Genomic DNA, 15,734 nt, shown 5'->3' with positions numbered 1-15,734 from the left:
AATCGAAAGCATCAGACTGACTGATGAACATAAAAACAGCTAATTGAAAATGAGCAACGAATCACGCAGTATATTCCCGGGAATTAAAGCCCGCAAGCCGCAATATGTGCTGGGGACAGAGAATGGAACCAGGCGCACATCCAATGTGACCGAGGAGAAAATCCGTGATGCCATAGACGACATAGAGGACAATGTGGCGGTATACCTTGAAAAATGTGTGCCGGTGGTATTGGTCAGACATGCCGAGGCTTATTCTATTGACTACTTTAAAGATTGCAGTATTGCTGTGTGTTTAAGGGTTAAAGGATATTTATTCCGTATGTGGCGGTCTGACGTATATTGTGACGAGGCCGCTGATATTATGTGCACTTTTTTCCGCACCGCATCGCTCCCCGACATGACCGATTGGCATTGTCAGAAAATCTATTCTGAGGATGAAGAAAAAGATGCCGACAAACTGACAGTGGATAATGAGGATTTCCGATATTTCAGTTGTGCCGATGTGATCGGTGCATTGGAAAATATCATAGAGGGCAAATCGCGAAGTATGCTTTATTGCTTTGCTAAAGATAACGGCGGGTACGTCGAGATACGTCGATGCGACAAGGATACAGGTCCTGAGCAGGCATACAAAGTTGAATATGTCAGATGGACAGAACAGACTCCAATAGGCTATAGAGGAAAAATGTCGGATTTCAGACTATTGCGAAGCTGGCTTTGGGATCTGATTGATGTGGATGGATTGCCTGAGTCTATTGCCGGCTGGGAGCAATTTGATGTCAACAACCACTTTGAAAGACTGATGTTCAGATTTTTAGACGAAGAAAAAGATGAAAGGTAAATATAGCAAGCCGGTGAAAACGGCTGTCAAACTGATTTGGTCGAGTTTCGACCGTGAGAAGATACGTCAGGGCTATGCGATGCTCATGCAGGCAGCGCAACAGGGCGATGCAGATGCGCTGGCATTCATAGCCCGCTGCTTCACGGGTGAGTCGTATGTGTGGCCGCAGGCAGGCTTCAAAGCTGACGATGAAAACGCATCGAAGCTGATGCGGAAGAGCGTGATGATGGGCAGTGCCACGGGCGTTCTTTGTGCTGCGCGAAGCGCAAACCTTACCCCTTCGGTGGAACGTGCAATGCCGTTCGCCTCGTTTAAGGAAGCGTTTGAGGAGATTCTCGGTCAGGCAGAGCGGGGCGACGCCTTCTGTTGCTACATGGTCGGCAATGTGTATTATTGGGGCGACTATCTGCGTGTCGAGCCAGACTATGCCAAGCAATTCAAAGACGAAAGCGACTATAACGCATGGGCCTGGCCGATAGCAAAGGCGTGGTACGAGCGCAGTTTCGACGGCGGGCTTTGTGCCGGATGGGGCAATTACTGCGACATACGCAAATCCGGCCTCTGCGAGATTGCGCGGGATGTTTATGAGAAATATTACTTGATGCTGGCGGATATTTCACCCGTAATCTGCAACAACTACGGCTATTATCTCCGCACCGAGAAGGGCGACTCATACGGTGGGCTGTTGCGATATGTGGAGGCTGCCCGCAGGGGCGACCCCCAGGGAGCATACAATGCCGGGCATATCTACGAAGCCGGTGAAGAAGTGGATGAGAATATCGACCTTGCATATCAACTCTATGAAATGGCTGCCAAATGCGGACATCCCGCAGGACAATTTGAGGTCGGATATTATCTGTTTGAAGGCTTCGGTGATGTGGAGCAGGACTACGCCAAGGCTGTGGAATGGTTTGAAAAGGCATACCAAAACCCGAAATGCAGCGAGACCACCCGGACGCAGACCGCCGCCTACCTCGGTTTATGCTATCAGGAGGGGCTGGGAACAGTTCAAGACGACGATGTGGCATTCGAGTATCTTCATGAAGCCGGGGAAGACATCGACAATCTATGGGAGTCAATAACCGTCAAGGTGCTCACCGCACTCGGCGTGGCGTATGCCTTCGGACGTGGCACCGAAATGGATATAGAGTTGGGATACCAATATTTTGAGGATGCTGTAAAACTCGGTTCGGAAGAAGCCAAAGAGTATATCAGCTATATCAACTCGCCCGACTTTGAAGCCCGCGAGCGGAAAAAAGAAGAACCGGCCACTCCCGTAGCCCCGTTCTGGCAGGAAGTGACTGAAAAAATCAGAGATGCGGTTACAACTGACCTGCGCGAAATTCTTGGCCGCATAGATGATGAGCACATATACACTGCCGCTTTGGTCACCGACAGGTATTGCTGCTCTCTTTTTCTCGCTGTGAACACGTTGGAGTACCTTCAAAGCGAAGACGAAGAACCCGATGACGAGAGCAAATGGCATCCGGATGAATGGGGATATTCTGACGGACATGGCAGCGAACTGGTGAAGCTCAGCAAATCGCTGTGGGAAAACCACGCCACTTTGCCGGGCGAAGCCTTTTTCTTCAGTGCAATGATATCAGCGATGGCGCAGGTCAAAGGCTCGGGAATATTCGGAGAAGGCACCGAAGAAATCACATTCTTCATTTCAATATCGGATGATGAAGACGCTGAAAATCTTGAAGACTCGTCAGCCATGACACTGAACAGCCCCGAACTGGCAGCAGCTTTTTTGAATAGAAACAAGTAACATCGTATTATGGCATATTATACTGTTTACTGGCCTCAGGACTGGTTGGACGAACTAAGAAAATCAAATGACACAGGGCCTGTAAAAGTAGTGTTTGGCAGCATCCACTCAAGGATGCCATCAATAGCATCAATAAAAGAGGGAGATGTCGTATTTCCGGTCTCATTGCTTGATAGGCATCTCTACATAATGGCAAGATTGGAAGTGACGCATAAGGAAAGAGCCTTCGACTATTGCATAAGAGAACTCGGAAATCCTTACAGGTCTCTTATTCCCGGAGGTGTTGTCGTTAAGGTCTCTGACTCATTCTTTTGTGCAAAAGACGTTTCTTATAAAAGTCTCCAGAGTGTGCCTGAGAATCTCACGATGATTATTCCCGGCGACAAACCCCATTGCAAGTATCAGGAACCGTTTAATTGCTGTGCCGAATGGGCAGTATGGGGAGAAAATGGCAGTGTTATCCAACCGCGCCTCATTCCTGATGAGGTTGTGCCACTTCTTAGATTCGGTTATCCGAAGAGTAAAGAGAAGCCATTACGAATCAATTCAAAAGGAGTTGTGTTGGCTCAAAGTATAGCTGCAACCCGGCGTTTGTCGGAGGAATCTGCAATGATTTTTGAAGGGCTCTTTGAAAACAGCTAAATTCGTTTAACCTCAGGAGAATCATGAATATAAAGTCGGAACTACAACAACTCTGTGGGGATACCCAAAATCTACGGCTTAATGACGTAAATATTGAGCCGGGAACGATACGGGCAACCATGATAAATGAGGTTGTCCCGTCATGTCCGGAGGAGGATTTCTACGGGAAACAGGATTCCGCGTATATGTCAACGACAATTCCATTGTTCAGAAAAGCAGGGATAGAGGTAAATTCAATACAGGACATTCTGGATCATGGAATTTACATTACCAATGCTGTCAAGATACCTAAAAGCGAATATGCAGTTTCAAAGGAGAGCATAGAGGATAGCCTGCCCTATCTGGAAAAAGAGCTTGCTTTGTTTCCAAACGTCAAGGTTATCATGCTTATGGGGGATGTGGCAAAGAAAGCCTTTAATATGATATGCAAGAAGGCGACCAAGAAAAATGCCGTTCCAAGTATATCTACTTACAAGTTACGTAATACTGAGATTTTCTATAATGGAATACGCATTATACCTTCATACATCATGACCGGTCAGAACATTCTGATTGAAAAGTCAAAATTCGAGATGGCATCGAAGGATATAGAAACGATGTACAGGTTAATTAAATGTTTTGATTAAAGATGGCTATTGCACCTGATGATATTTTGAAATATTGCCTTGACAACCTTGAAGGGACGGTCGAAGTAAACAGTTGGGGCGAGCGTGGGATTTTCTACAATCCGGATGCAGTGTTGAAACGTGGGATTTATATCTTGACGATAAAAGAAAAGGATGGCGACAATGATCGAGCTTCCCACCTTGACCGCAAGGATGTGTGGCGAATAAATATAGGAGTCAGAAAACAGACTTTCCGCACTTTATTCGGAGAACTGCCCAAACGTCCATGTAAAGGTTGCATTGTAGATATGCCGTATGAATTTACCGCAAAGGATGTCATTATGCCGCATCCGGTTTATGCGTGGATGGGCTGGATTTGCGCTTTAACCCCATCTGAAGCGACATTTGAATTATTAAAACCTTACATCCTTGAATCCTACGAATACGCAAAAGAGAAATTCAAAAAAAGATGACGGGATAGTGAACTGATTATTTGAAAACGATGATAGAACATATGGAACAAAGATTTTGTCAAAGCTGCGGTATGCCCCTTGTAGAGGGTAACATCGGCACAAATTCAGACGGCAGTAAAAGCGAGGACTATTGTGGCTACTGCTACAAAGGCGGTGCTTTCCTCCAAGATTTCAACATGAGCCAGATGATAGAGTTCTGCACTCAGTTTACCGACCAGATTAACAAGGAAACGGGTTGGAATCTGACGCCCCAACAGGCAAAGGCTCAAATGCAACAAATCTTCCCAACACTCAAACGCTGGAAAGAGAAAGATGAAAGAAGTTTGATTGAAAAAGCGATCCATCTTCTTTCCCAATGCAAAGAGGTTACGCTGGCATCGGTCAATGCGGAGGGTTTTCCTCGCCCTGTGCCATTGGATAAAATTCACTCGTTAGGATGCAATGAAGTTTGGGCAGTGACCGCAGCAGACTCCGAAAAGGTTGCCGATTTCAGGCTCAATCCCAAAGCCGGGCTTTCCTATTCATTTTACGGCGATAGTGTTGCTTTGCGCGGCACAGTCGAAATCATTACGGATGATGTAACCCGCAAACGGATGTGGCAGGAGTATTTTATAAATTATTTCCCCGCCGGCCCGGCAGATTCGAACTATGTGCTTATTCGCTTTATCGGAAATGAGGCTACCATCTGGATAAACCGCGAGTTTGTTCACATCACCATATAACACATAAATTATGAGAGATTCGGAACAAATGTATCCGGTCGTTTTTACAACAGCTATCATTCAGAGGAATTTACGGTTGAGTGAGGCATATAACACCAATGTCTGTTTTTTACTATCATTGGAAATTGTCATGTTGTAATTTTACGGGATGCAGACATTCAGAATCATACAGCCAACGCCTGCCCTGAAACCGTTCATACGGTATTACTGGATATTGCAGGATAGTACCTCAGGCATAGTGTCGCAACGCACTTTGCCGACAGGCTGTATATCACTTGTGTTCCATCGAGGCGAAAGGCTCAAAGTCACGAACCGTGATGAATTGCAACCGCATAGTTTTATTTGCGGTCAGGAAAGCGGTTATTCAGATGTGACTTCAACCGGTGACATCGAAATGATAGTGGTGATATTCCAACCTCATGCAGCAAAAATATTCTTTCATATGCCAGTCACTTTACTACGTGACTGGAATGTGGCGGTTGCGGACATTGAAAATCCAGCCTTGCGTGATTTGGCACACAGAGTTGAAGACAGTGAAAATCACGACATCTGCATTGAACTGATAGAGAATTATTTCTATAAGTGCCTGATGTACGGGACACCTTATCATCTGCCACGACTGGCGGAAGTGGTACGTCATATCAACAATTCCACTCAAACAAATATCAGGGCACTTTCGAATATTGCGTGCCTGAGCGAAAAGCAATTCTCCCGGATTTTCTCGGAAAACATAGGAACGACACCCAAAGATTTCATGCGTATAGTCAGGTTGCAACGTACCTTATCTGTCATGCAGCATAATCAGGGAATAGGTTTTGCGCAGCTGTCATACGAATGTGGGTACACCGACCAATCCCACATGATTAAAGAATTCAAGCTATTCTCTGGCTACACACCGAAAGAGTATATTGCTCGATACTCTCCTGTTTCTGACTATTTTACATTCTGAAAAATAGCGTTTATACAGCCTTGTATTTGGTTGTCACCGATTATTTTTATAATTTTGTCACCACTTAGTGACGTTATATAAGGTGGAATTGAAAGAAACAGAAAAAAGGCTTCTTGAAGCCGTGAGCCAAATCGTAGAGAACGACGGTTTTACCAAAATCGGAGTTAATCGCATAGCTAATCAAGCCGGATGCGATAAGGTTTTGATTTATCGCTATTTCGGTGGATTGGATGGTTTGCTCGTGGAATGGGCAAAGCGTCATGACTATTATTCGTTTGCCTATTCGGAGTTTATTGACACCATTAAACGAGCTAAAGACGGTAACATAAAGCAGATTGTTAAGGATGTGTTTATGTGTCAACTTAACTATCTAAAAGATAATGTACTCATGCAAGAACTTCTGGTATGGGAACTTTCAGGTCATTCATCTTTCAAGGGAATTATAGAAGAACGTGAGCGTGTCGGTCATAAATTGCAGGAGGAACTGAACAGGTATTTGGGCAAGAGTGTCGACAACAATATGTCGATTGCAATAATCATATCCGCAATCAACTACATTGTTCTTTTCACAAGGCAATACCACAAAATCAACGGCATAGATTTCAGTAACCCGGAAGCATGGGAAAGAATGGAAGCTATGATTTCCAAATATGTGGATTTTATCTTTGACAATAACTGTCTATGAAACATATTATTACAATAGTACTTACATTATTTCTTGCAGCATTTGCTATGGCGCAGGAAAGAAATTACATTTCCATCTGCGGCAAGACCAAAACATCCATCAAATGGATGGAAGAACGCAAGAATGGAAAGATATACCTGTACACGGTTCAAGGCAATGAGAAGCATGAGTATATCTTAGGAAGCGGTTATAAAACCGAGAGTTGGAAGATAGTAAATACTTCTTCAAACACCAATCTGTCAATCAGTCTGAATAATGGGATATACTCCATATCCGGCAAATTCAATGGAAAACAGATTTCAAAAAAGGTGAAAAGTAAAGGCAAGCCGTGGTATCAAAACATAGCCTATAATGCGGGATTAACTCTGAAAAATGGCAGGTCTGTGGAATACGAATGTTTTCGCCACGACAACATGAAGCTCTATACCATGTCGGCAGCAAAGAAAGGAACTGAGAAATTAGACGGAAAGAACGCCGTAAGGATAGAAGTCAGTCTTACCGGCTTTATGTCTGCTTTCTGGAGCTGTGATTATTACTTTGACACGAGTTCTCTGATGTTTGTAGGCTATAAAGGCGTAAATGGAGGCCCCGGAACACCTGAAACAAAAATATCAGTCGCAAGATGAAGACAATAATATTCTATCGTTCCTCATATAGAGGAAACACGTTGAAGATTGCGGAAAGCATGAAGGATGCCCTATCTGCCGAATTGGTATCTATCGACAGCAATCCGTCAATCGACCTGTCGGATTATGACCTTATCGGCTTTGGCTCCGCGATTAACTTTGCCGCTCACGATATACGACTTCAAAGATTTGTTTCAGGTCAATATCTTAAAGGTAAAAACGTGTTCGTATTTTCCACCCGTTGCAGACCTTTCTTGGGGGCATATCATAAGCACCTCAAAAAAATCATAGAGGCGAAAGGAGGAATTATAGTCGGAGAGTTTTCCTGTCAAGGATTTGACCGCACCGGGCCGTGGGTTCTGATGGACGGCTACAATAAAGCCAGACCGAATGAGCGGGATATATTCAAGGCAAGGCTGTTTGTGGAAAAGCTTCGATGGAAATTGCATCCGTTGGCTCTTGCCCATAAAAATCCTGTTGCAGGATATTCAGATGGCATACCGATACGGCACAATGGTTCAAATATAGTGATAGGTGATAAGGTGGTATTCCTTAATACCTCTACTTGTATAAAGTGCGGAAAATGTATCAACGTTTGTCCGATGCACATATTTGCACAAAAAGATACGATTTTGCCGATGGACGAGAAAAATTGTATCCAGTGCCGATTATGCGCCGACAACTGTCCGACATCCTCAATATATATCCGTGAATCTTTTTTGAACGGATTGCGGATAGCTCTCAGGGAATCATTCAGTAACAAATTGCAGAATAATTATAAAGCTGAGGATAATCATCATTAGGTCTTTTAACTTAACACGGATGTCCGCTTTTTACTATCACAGGCTATTACATCGCTGTAACTTTGCAGCGTACTAATCAAATAATAAAAAGTATGATTGCATTTTTTGAAATCCCCACCAATGACTTTGACAAGTCGGTGGCGTTCTATCAGGCTCTCTTTGGCGAAAAGCTGGAGGTGTCCCAGTTCGGCGATGAGAAAATGGCCTGTCTTATGAAAGAAGGTAAGAGTGTATGCTCAATCTCCTCGGCTCCCTCGTTTCCCAGTTTCGCACCCTCTAACGGAGGCGTGTTGATATATCTCCAGACAAAAGATTTGGATGCCAGCGTGAAAGCTGCGTTGGATAACAGCGCGACGCTCGTAACTCCCAAGACCAAGATTCAGGTTGACGGTTGGGGTTACTTCGCTATCATCGCCGATCCTGTCGGCAACCGCATCGGGCTTTATGGCGACAAGTAAAGAGCCGAAAACGTAGGTTACAGTGGAGAGAACTACTCGGTTTTCTCCACTATCCGTATCTATAATCAATTTTTTCTGCCCGATTATTTTGTTGTCTAAAATAATTAGACTACTTTTGCATTATCAAATAGTCTAATTCAATTAGACTATATAAAATGGAAGATATGAGGCCATTAACAGAAAGAGAAGAAGTGATGAACTTCTTTTGGGAAAGCGGGGCACTCTCGGTTCGGGATGTCGTTGCCCTTCACAATGAGCCGCGTCCAAGCCGGACTACGGTAGCTACATTCGTGAAATTTCTTGAACAGAAAGGCTATCTCGACCACAAGGTTGAAAGCTCAGGCTTCATATATTTCCCAATAATAGAGCGGGAAGATTATTGTGGACAAAATCTGAAGAGTGTCATTAGGCGGTATTTCGACAATTCCATTCAGAATGTTGTGAACTTCCTGATTAAAAGCGATGGATGCAGCGATATAGAGGCAAAAGAACTGATTTTACAAATATTTGATAAAAGAAAGTAATACCAATGGCAGGCGTACTTTTGGCATATTCATTATTGGCAAGCACCCTCCTGATATTAGTGTGGGCGGTCTATAAATGCGCCCTTGCCAACTTGGGCTGTTTCCGGTTCAATCGGACTCTGTTGCTTTCTTGCGTAGGTATCTCTTTTATTCTCCCGGTGTTTATTCTGAATCCTTTTTGGGTAGCGGATATTGTGGAAAATAATGTTGAAATCGCTTTTAATCCGGTCGATGTTGCCTATATAGCCAATACGGTACTGGAGCAAATCACTCCGATATGGGATTATATAGTCACACTTTTCCTTATAGGGGTTATTGTCATGATTCTCTATTTCCTCGTTTCACTGGTACGGTTGGCACTGTTCATTCTCAAAGGTGAGCATATAAAACAGGATGACTGCCGCATTATACTTCATCGCCATAACAGCGTCGCCCCGTTTGCATGGTGCGGATATATCATGATGCCAAGACGTGACTGGTATGAGTTCGGGCAGATGATAGTATGCCATGAAAAAGCGCATATAGAATGTCGCCATTGGATTGACTTGCTTTTTATGCAGGCTGCGATTATTATCACTTGGTATTGTCCCGCTATATGGCTTCTGCGCAATGAGCTTCATACCCTCCATGAGTATGAAGCCGACAGCCATGTGCTTGCATCGGGCGTAAAACGAGAAGAGTATCAGATGTTTCTAATAAAAAAGACAGTTGGAGCAAGGTTCGCAACTCTTTCCAACTGTCTCAATCACAGTTCACTTAAAAAACGTATAACTATGATGTTATCAAGCAAACCGACAGGCAAAGCCCGTGTGCGTGCTTTTGTCATGGTGCCTGCAATGGCACTCGCGTTAATCGGTCTGGCCACCCCTGCGGTGTAAGCAGTAATCAACGAGGTATCTGCCGCTACGCCGGTGGAGGATCTGCGTTACAAAATTAGCGAAAAATCCGATTCCACCATTCGAGTGACAGAAAGAAATTCCGATGTGGTGGTCACGGAGAAAGCGGACGCGGCCGATGCCGTGCCATTCATCAGGACAGAAACCGCCCCAAACTTTCCCGGAGGTAAAGATAAGTTGACGGAGTTTGTCAACAAGAATATATCTTTCCCTGAAAGCACATACGTCAACGGTATTCTTGATATGGATGCGGTGGTTCAGCTCACAATCGCTAAAGACGGCGTAGTAAAAGATGCCCGAATTGTAAAAAGCTCAGGCCAAGTGCTGGATGCCGAAGCTCTGCGTGTGGCTCGTATGCTTCCAAAATTCCACCCCGGTCTCAATGGAGGACTGCCTGCGGAATCAAGTTACACACTGGCTTTCAACTATTCGGTCAACAAACAGCAATAAAACTTCTAAAAAATACATATATCTTATCTGATACTTGGAGTGTGCCGTATTTTGCAGTACGGCATACCTTGTATCATTAGTAGCCTTAGTTATCTCTAAGAGATAGACTGCGATATAAAGGTCTTATAGTCGGGATGATTCCGACAAGTTGAATTAATCAGTTTTATGGACAGGAATATGATTGCCCTATGTGGGCTAAACTGCGCTGTTTGCAGCGAAGCATTGCGAGAAGATAGTCCCTGCGTGGGTTGCCGTAGTGAGGGCAATAAAGGTGAGTATTGTGCCAATTTATGCAAGATTGTCAAATGCGAGATACGAAAAAGTCTGCCGGACGGATTCTGTGACAAATGCCCTCAATACCCTTGCCGGGAGATTGTCAATAAGGAGTGTTGGTATGCCAACGCCTATCCGATGATAGAATCGCTGATGGGCAATCTCGCCTTTATTGGAGAGAACGGTCTTAAAAAGTTCTTACAAAGGGAAAAAGAACGTTGGACTTGCTCCGATTGCGGTGGTGTCATATCCGTGCATAACGGAAAATGTTATGGCTGTGGCAAAAATTATACAAATAGAAAATATTGAATATATGGGAAATATAACAACAGATATAAACAATATAGCCGCCTGTGGGCTGTATTGTGGCGCGTGTCGCAAATTTTTGTCTGGGAAATGCCCCGGATGCAGGAATAACGAGAAAGCATCATGGTGTAAAATCCGCAAATGCTGCATAAACAAAGGCTATCATACTTGTGCCGAATGCGAGTGTGACGTAAGAGAGTGTAAAACCTATTCCAACTTCATAAGCAAAGTGTTCGCGTTGCTCTTTAACTCCGACCGTCCGGCTTGTATCAGCTATATACGGGAACAAGGAGAAATAGCGTATGCAGAGGAAATGAGCAAGCGAAAATGCCAGACCATAAAACGCAAATGATATGAAAACAAACATTCTTACAGCGATAATGCTTGCATTAGCCATATTGGTTGGCTCATGCAATGCCCCGTCAGATAATGCCCTATACAGGGAATGGCGACTTGAGAAATACAACTGTATCGCCACTTCTTCATACAGGCTGACACAGGTAAATGAGAATTGTAATTATGTATTGCAGATGGATAAAACCGGAGTATTCTATTGTACCACCGATTGCAATACCATCTCCGGCTGTTTTGAAAAAAGCAAAAACACTTTGAAATTCTCCGGTATATCCTTTACCGAATTAGCTTGTGATGACATGATGGTGGAAAGGAGCATAATATTTAATTTGCCATGTATCAAATCATACGAGATTACGGATGACACCACTTTGGTATTGAAGGATGACAAGGGTCATATAATGATGGAACTAATCAGTTATGACTCACCGGATGAAAGTTTGTATGGAAAATGGCGAATTGAAAAGTACAACAGCATCGTTACAACTTCAAACGAACTTACTGATGTAAATGAGGAATCGGACTGCGTTTTACAGTTGAATAACACCGGATTTGTCTGCACCACTGACTGTAACATAATATCAGGCAATTTTGTCGAGGATAATAATATTTTGGGCTTCTCCAACATATCCATGACTGAAAAGGCAGTAGAGTGCATAGTTTCTTGTGATGATATGGAATTGGAAAGAAGTATAGAGACAAATCTACACTGTGTCAAGTCATACGAGCTAAAAAATAACACTGTGCTGTATCTGAAAGATACGTATGGTCATATATTAATGGAGCTAACAAAGCAATAGTTTTACAATGATGAAAAGAATAATAATTGCAACTATTTTAACCACCTGTTCCATGCTAAACATCATGGCTTCCGATGATAATATTTCGGGTGCATGGCATGGTACGCTGAAGATAACTCCACAAGTGGTATTAAAGATTGTTTTCAATTTCAAGACAGAAGAAGATGGCAAAACGTCAGTTACGCTTGATTCTCCGGATCAAGGAGCATACGGAATAGCCGGAGAAGTGAATTTTATTTCGGCGGATTCTGTAAATGTGACGGTTAGACGCATCGGATTGACATTTGCCGGACGAAAACAAGATGGGAAACTCATTGGGAAATGCACACAAGGGGCAATGAGTACCGACCTTGAATTATTTCCGGGTATTGTGGAATTAAAGCGACCTCAAACGCCTAAGCCACCATATCCATACACTATAAAGGAGTTGCATTTCAATAACTTATCAGATAGTGTTACTCTCGCTGGGACATTTACTTTACCTGAAGGTTTTAATGAGACAACTCCGGTTATCGTAATGATTACCGGTAGCGGATTGCAAAACCGCGATGAAGAAATATACGGACATAAGCCGTTTGCTGTCATCGCCGATTACCTTGCCCGAAACGGCGTTGCAACCTTACGATATGATGACCGAGGATATGGAGAATCAACCGGCGACGGCAAAAATGCCACCACTGAAGATTTTGCACGGGATGCGAAAACGGCAATGGAATACCTGCGCAAAGAAATGAAATTCAAAAATGTCGGAATATTGGGGCATAGCGAGGGAGCGGCAGTGGCATTTATACTGGGAGCAGAGAACAATTCGGGATTATTCTCAAATCCGAATTTCATTATTGCCATTGGCGCACAGGCGGTTCGAGGTGACTCGGTATTGATAGACCAGAGTGCAACAATGCTGGAACAAGGTAACATGCCGGCGGATATTGTGTCTGATTATGTTGAAGCATTGCGCAAGATGTATGAACTGAAAATAAGGAAGGATAACAATATGACCGTTGACAGTATTGAAGCTATATGTGCAAATTGGGGGAATACACCAGTTTACACATCATTAAAATCCAATCTGACAAAGATAGCTTCTGACACTAACCGTTGGTTAAATTACTATATTGGTTTTGCACCTGCTGAAAGCATCGCGAATACAGATTGCCCGATATTCGTGCTTTATGGAGAAAAAGACATACAGATTCGTCCGGAACTGAATATGCCTCAAATGCAACGAATCGCACCAAAAGCGACCGTAAAACTTTATCCCGGTCTTAATCACCTTTTCCAGCACGCTCAAACGGGTGCAGTACAGGAATACGGCACAATTGAGGAAACGATCTCCCCCGAAGTCCTTCAGGACATTGTTGATTTTATCTCTTTCAAACCTCATTAAATTTATGATTTCAATCCGCAAGCTAATATCATGTGGCTATATTCTAATATTCATACTAATAGGAATGATTATATATTGCTATCAGTATGAATGGAAAAAGCTTGAAGTATTAGAGAAGGAGAACCGAACCACTGATGAGTTGCGCCGACATGTTAATGAATTAAACTTTCGCTTAACAGGATTTTCTCTGTTAGGAGAAACAATATTGGAATGGGAAGATAAAGATATTGCAGATTATCATTTGCAGCGTATGGCTTTGGATAGTATGCTTTATTATTTCACGTCTATCTACCCGTTTGAACGCATTGACAGTGTACACTATCTTTTAGAGGATAAAGAAAAACAAATGCGACGAATTGTACAGATGCTTGATGAACAGAAAAGCATCAAAGAAAGGATAGCCCGTCAAGTGCCTGCAATCGTATATAAAAGTACGCAAGAACAACCCAAGAAGCTGAAGCGAAAGGGCTTCTTGGGCATCTTTGGTAAAAAGGAGGAAGCAAAGCCCACCGTGACTACCACGATGTTCCATTCTCTTAGCCGGAATATGATAGCCGAACAACAAGCACAAAGCCGCCGTTTATCGGAACACGCTGACAGTCTTGCTGCACGGAATGCCGAACTTAACCGTCAGTTACAAAGTTTGATTCGCCAAATAGATGGAAAAATACAAGCTGACCTGCAAAAGAGAGAGGACGAGATAGCCGCCATGCGTGAAAAATCGTTTATTCAGATAGGTGGCTTGACAGGATTCGTCCTTCTTCTGTTAATCATTTCATATATCATAATTCACCGGAATACTAACCGTATCAAGCGGTACAAACGGGAAACGACAAATTTAATCAAACAGCTACAACAAGCGGTAGAGAAAAACGAGGCACTGATAAATTCTCGCAAGAAAGCCGTGCATACTATCACGCATGAACTGCGCACACCTTTAACCGCAATAATCGGTTATACCGCGTTGATGGAAAAAGGGAATGATGCGGATAAAAAAGAGCAATATGTCCGTAATATCCGGCAATCTTCGGAACGTATGCGTGAAATGCTCAACACCCTGCTGAGTTTCTTCCGTCTGGACAACGGCAAGGAGCAGCCGAACATTTCTCCTTGCAGAATTCCCGCAATTATTCACACGTTCGAAACGGAGTTTACGCCCATCGCCATGCACAAGGGACTGGCTCTGACCATAACCAATCAAACGGATGCAGTCGTCTTGACCGATAAGGAACGTATCCTACAAATCGGCAACAACCTGCTGTCAAACGCCATCAAGTTCACGGAGAACGGTGGCGTTTCTCTGACAACTGACTATGATAACGACGTCCTGAAACTTATCGTCAAAGATACGGGTACAGGTATGACCGAAGAGGAACAACAACGGGTATTCGGTGCGTTTGAGCGTCTGTCAAACGCTGCCGCAAAAGACGGCTTCGGACTGGGACTGTCCATCGTTCAGCGTATCGTGACAATGCTCGGCGGCACGATACGGTTGGAGAGCGAGAAAGGCAAAGGCAGCCGTTTCACGGTAAAAATACCCATGCAGACAGCCGGGGAACTGCCGGAAAAGATAAATCAGACAAGGATTCATCATGACCGTACATTCCATGATGTGATTGCCATCGACAATGACGAGGTACTTCTCCTGATGCTTAAAGAAATGTATGCACAGGAAGGCGTACACTGCGAAACCTGCACCGATGCTGCGGAACTGATGGAAATGATACGCCGGAAAGAATACAGCCTGCTTCTGACGGATCTGAACATGCCGGAAATCAACGGCTTCGAGCTGCTGGAGCTGCTACGTACCTCCAATGTTGGCAATTCAAAGACTATCCCGGTAGTCGTGACAACCGCTTCCGGCAGTTGCAGCAAGGAGGAGCTTATGGAACGTGGTTTCTCCGGTTGCCTGCTCAAACCGTTCTCCATATCGGAACTGATGGAGATTTCTGACAAGTGCGCCATAAAAGGCAACCGGAATGAAAAGCCGGATTTCACCTCCCTGCTGTCATACGGCAATGAAGCCGTCATGCTGGAGAAACTGATAACGGAAACCGATAAGGAAATGCAGGCAATCAGGGAAGCGGGTCTAAAGAAAGACCTTCAGGAACTGGACGCCCTGACACACCACCTGCGAAGTTCATGGGAGATACTCCGTGCCGACCA

Annotated in this window: 19 protein-coding genes; all 19 read left to right on the top strand. The window is 43.9% G+C overall.

Annotated elements, in window-relative coordinates; all coding sequences use genetic code 11:
- The first annotated feature begins 49 nt into the window (after positions 1 to 49).
- Positions 50 to 841, top strand: a complete 792-nt coding sequence (locus HPS53_RS08135; RefSeq protein ID WP_172205563.1) for a hypothetical protein — start codon at positions 50 to 52, stop codon at positions 839 to 841.
- Entirely contained in the window at positions 831 to 2,615 is a 1,785-nt protein-coding gene (locus tag HPS53_RS08130) for a DUF4303 domain-containing protein (RefSeq protein WP_172205561.1), read from the top strand. Before HPS53_RS08135 ends, HPS53_RS08130 begins: the two co-directional genes overlap by 11 nt.
- Positions 2,616 to 2,624: 9 nt before the next feature.
- Complete coding sequence (locus HPS53_RS08125) at positions 2,625 to 3,257, top strand: hypothetical protein (RefSeq protein ID WP_172205559.1); 633 nt, start codon at positions 2,625 to 2,627, stop codon at positions 3,255 to 3,257.
- A gap of 23 nt (positions 3,258 to 3,280) precedes the next feature.
- On the top strand, positions 3,281 to 3,883 hold the full coding sequence (locus tag HPS53_RS08120; protein ID WP_172205557.1) for a uracil-DNA glycosylase family protein: 603 nt from the start codon (positions 3,281 to 3,283) through the stop codon (positions 3,881 to 3,883).
- A 2-nt stretch (positions 3,884 to 3,885) separates the two neighbouring features.
- Positions 3,886 to 4,335, top strand: a complete 450-nt coding sequence (locus HPS53_RS08115; protein ID WP_216651906.1) for a DUF6194 family protein — start codon at positions 3,886 to 3,888, stop codon at positions 4,333 to 4,335.
- A 41-nt stretch (positions 4,336 to 4,376) separates the two neighbouring features.
- Complete coding sequence (locus HPS53_RS08110) at positions 4,377 to 5,057, top strand: zinc ribbon domain-containing protein (RefSeq protein WP_172205555.1); 681 nt, start codon at positions 4,377 to 4,379, stop codon at positions 5,055 to 5,057.
- Between the two features lie 148 nt (positions 5,058 to 5,205).
- Positions 5,206 to 6,006, top strand: a complete 801-nt coding sequence (locus HPS53_RS08105; RefSeq protein ID WP_172205553.1) for a helix-turn-helix domain-containing protein — start codon at positions 5,206 to 5,208, stop codon at positions 6,004 to 6,006.
- An 82-nt stretch (positions 6,007 to 6,088) separates the two neighbouring features.
- A complete protein-coding gene (locus HPS53_RS08100) occupies positions 6,089 to 6,691 on the top strand; it encodes a TetR/AcrR family transcriptional regulator (RefSeq protein WP_172205551.1) in 603 nt (200 codons plus the stop codon).
- Positions 6,688 to 7,317: a hypothetical protein gene (locus HPS53_RS08095; protein WP_172205549.1), complete on the top strand. Its 630-nt coding sequence runs from the start codon at positions 6,688 to 6,690 to the stop codon at positions 7,315 to 7,317. The genes HPS53_RS08100 and HPS53_RS08095 overlap by 4 nt, the downstream gene beginning before the upstream one ends.
- Complete coding sequence (locus HPS53_RS08090; RefSeq protein WP_172205547.1) at positions 7,314 to 8,120, top strand: 4Fe-4S binding protein; 807 nt, start codon at positions 7,314 to 7,316, stop codon at positions 8,118 to 8,120. Before HPS53_RS08095 ends, HPS53_RS08090 begins: the two co-directional genes overlap by 4 nt.
- A gap of 92 nt (positions 8,121 to 8,212) precedes the next feature.
- Positions 8,213 to 8,578: a VOC family protein gene (locus tag HPS53_RS08085; protein WP_172205545.1), complete on the top strand. Its 366-nt coding sequence runs from the start codon at positions 8,213 to 8,215 to the stop codon at positions 8,576 to 8,578.
- 164 nt (positions 8,579 to 8,742) lie between these two features.
- Positions 8,743 to 9,102 carry a BlaI/MecI/CopY family transcriptional regulator gene (locus HPS53_RS08080; protein ID WP_172205543.1) on the top strand — a complete coding sequence of 120 codons (360 nt, stop codon included), beginning with the start codon at positions 8,743 to 8,745 and terminating at the stop codon, positions 9,100 to 9,102.
- A 5-nt stretch (positions 9,103 to 9,107) separates the two neighbouring features.
- Positions 9,108 to 9,980, top strand: coding sequence for a M56 family metallopeptidase (locus HPS53_RS08075; RefSeq protein WP_253942850.1), 873 nt, complete (start codon positions 9,108 to 9,110; stop codon positions 9,978 to 9,980).
- Between the two features lie 84 nt (positions 9,981 to 10,064).
- On the top strand, positions 10,065 to 10,448 hold the full coding sequence (locus HPS53_RS12785; protein WP_371741815.1) for an energy transducer TonB: 384 nt from the start codon (positions 10,065 to 10,067) through the stop codon (positions 10,446 to 10,448).
- 165 nt (positions 10,449 to 10,613) lie between these two features.
- Positions 10,614 to 11,030 carry a DUF3795 domain-containing protein gene (locus HPS53_RS08070; RefSeq protein ID WP_236588616.1) on the top strand — a complete coding sequence of 139 codons (417 nt, stop codon included), beginning with the start codon at positions 10,614 to 10,616 and terminating at the stop codon, positions 11,028 to 11,030.
- A gap of 4 nt (positions 11,031 to 11,034) precedes the next feature.
- Positions 11,035 to 11,379 (top strand): DUF3795 domain-containing protein, encoded by a 345-nt coding sequence (locus HPS53_RS08065; protein ID WP_084081213.1) that lies wholly within the window; start codon positions 11,035 to 11,037, stop codon positions 11,377 to 11,379.
- Between the two features lies 1 nt (position 11,380).
- Positions 11,381 to 12,181 carry an META domain-containing protein gene (locus HPS53_RS12610; RefSeq protein ID WP_253942849.1) on the top strand — a complete coding sequence of 267 codons (801 nt, stop codon included), beginning with the start codon at positions 11,381 to 11,383 and terminating at the stop codon, positions 12,179 to 12,181.
- Between the two features lie 7 nt (positions 12,182 to 12,188).
- A complete protein-coding gene (locus HPS53_RS08055) occupies positions 12,189 to 13,568 on the top strand; it encodes an alpha/beta hydrolase (protein ID WP_253942848.1) in 1,380 nt (459 codons plus the stop codon).
- 4 nt (positions 13,569 to 13,572) lie between these two features.
- A partial coding sequence (locus HPS53_RS08050) for an ATP-binding protein (RefSeq protein WP_172205541.1) occupies positions 13,573 to 15,734 on the top strand: 2,162 nt, incomplete at its 3' end.

Source organism: Prevotella sp. PTAC, assembly GCF_013166535.1.
Classification (GTDB): Bacteria; Bacteroidota; Bacteroidia; order Bacteroidales; family Bacteroidaceae; genus Prevotella.
The sequence above is the reverse complement of the archived record's forward strand: the minus strand, read 5'-3'. Positions and strand labels throughout refer to the sequence as shown.

What these genes read in the sequence shown, in the direction of transcription:
- HPS53_RS08055 (WP_253942848.1), top strand. Translation starts at nt 12,189, where the DNA reads ATGATGAAAAGAATAATAATTGCAACTATTTTAACCACCTGTTCCATG.
- HPS53_RS08065 (WP_084081213.1), top strand. Translation starts at nt 11,035, where the DNA reads ATGGGAAATATAACAACAGATATAAACAATATAGCCGCCTGTGGGCTG.
- HPS53_RS08105 (WP_172205553.1), top strand. Translation starts at nt 5,206, where the DNA reads ATGCAGACATTCAGAATCATACAGCCAACGCCTGCCCTGAAACCGTTC.
- HPS53_RS12610 (WP_253942849.1), top strand. Translation starts at nt 11,381, where the DNA reads ATGAAAACAAACATTCTTACAGCGATAATGCTTGCATTAGCCATATTG.
- HPS53_RS08125 (WP_172205559.1), top strand. Translation starts at nt 2,625, where the DNA reads ATGGCATATTATACTGTTTACTGGCCTCAGGACTGGTTGGACGAACTA.
- HPS53_RS08075 (WP_253942850.1), top strand. Translation starts at nt 9,108, where the DNA reads ATGGCAGGCGTACTTTTGGCATATTCATTATTGGCAAGCACCCTCCTG.
- HPS53_RS08135 (WP_172205563.1), top strand. Translation starts at nt 50, where the DNA reads ATGAGCAACGAATCACGCAGTATATTCCCGGGAATTAAAGCCCGCAAG.
- HPS53_RS08090 (WP_172205547.1), top strand. Translation starts at nt 7,314, where the DNA reads ATGAAGACAATAATATTCTATCGTTCCTCATATAGAGGAAACACGTTG.
- HPS53_RS08080 (WP_172205543.1), top strand. Translation starts at nt 8,743, where the DNA reads ATGAGGCCATTAACAGAAAGAGAAGAAGTGATGAACTTCTTTTGGGAA.
- HPS53_RS08085 (WP_172205545.1), top strand. Translation starts at nt 8,213, where the DNA reads ATGATTGCATTTTTTGAAATCCCCACCAATGACTTTGACAAGTCGGTG.
- HPS53_RS08115 (WP_216651906.1), top strand. Translation starts at nt 3,886, where the DNA reads ATGGCTATTGCACCTGATGATATTTTGAAATATTGCCTTGACAACCTT.
- HPS53_RS08130 (WP_172205561.1), top strand. Translation starts at nt 831, where the DNA reads ATGAAAGGTAAATATAGCAAGCCGGTGAAAACGGCTGTCAAACTGATT.
- HPS53_RS08095 (WP_172205549.1), top strand. Translation starts at nt 6,688, where the DNA reads ATGAAACATATTATTACAATAGTACTTACATTATTTCTTGCAGCATTT.
- HPS53_RS08110 (WP_172205555.1), top strand. Translation starts at nt 4,377, where the DNA reads ATGGAACAAAGATTTTGTCAAAGCTGCGGTATGCCCCTTGTAGAGGGT.
- HPS53_RS08070 (WP_236588616.1), top strand. Translation starts at nt 10,614, where the DNA reads ATGGACAGGAATATGATTGCCCTATGTGGGCTAAACTGCGCTGTTTGC.
- HPS53_RS08120 (WP_172205557.1), top strand. Translation starts at nt 3,281, where the DNA reads ATGAATATAAAGTCGGAACTACAACAACTCTGTGGGGATACCCAAAAT.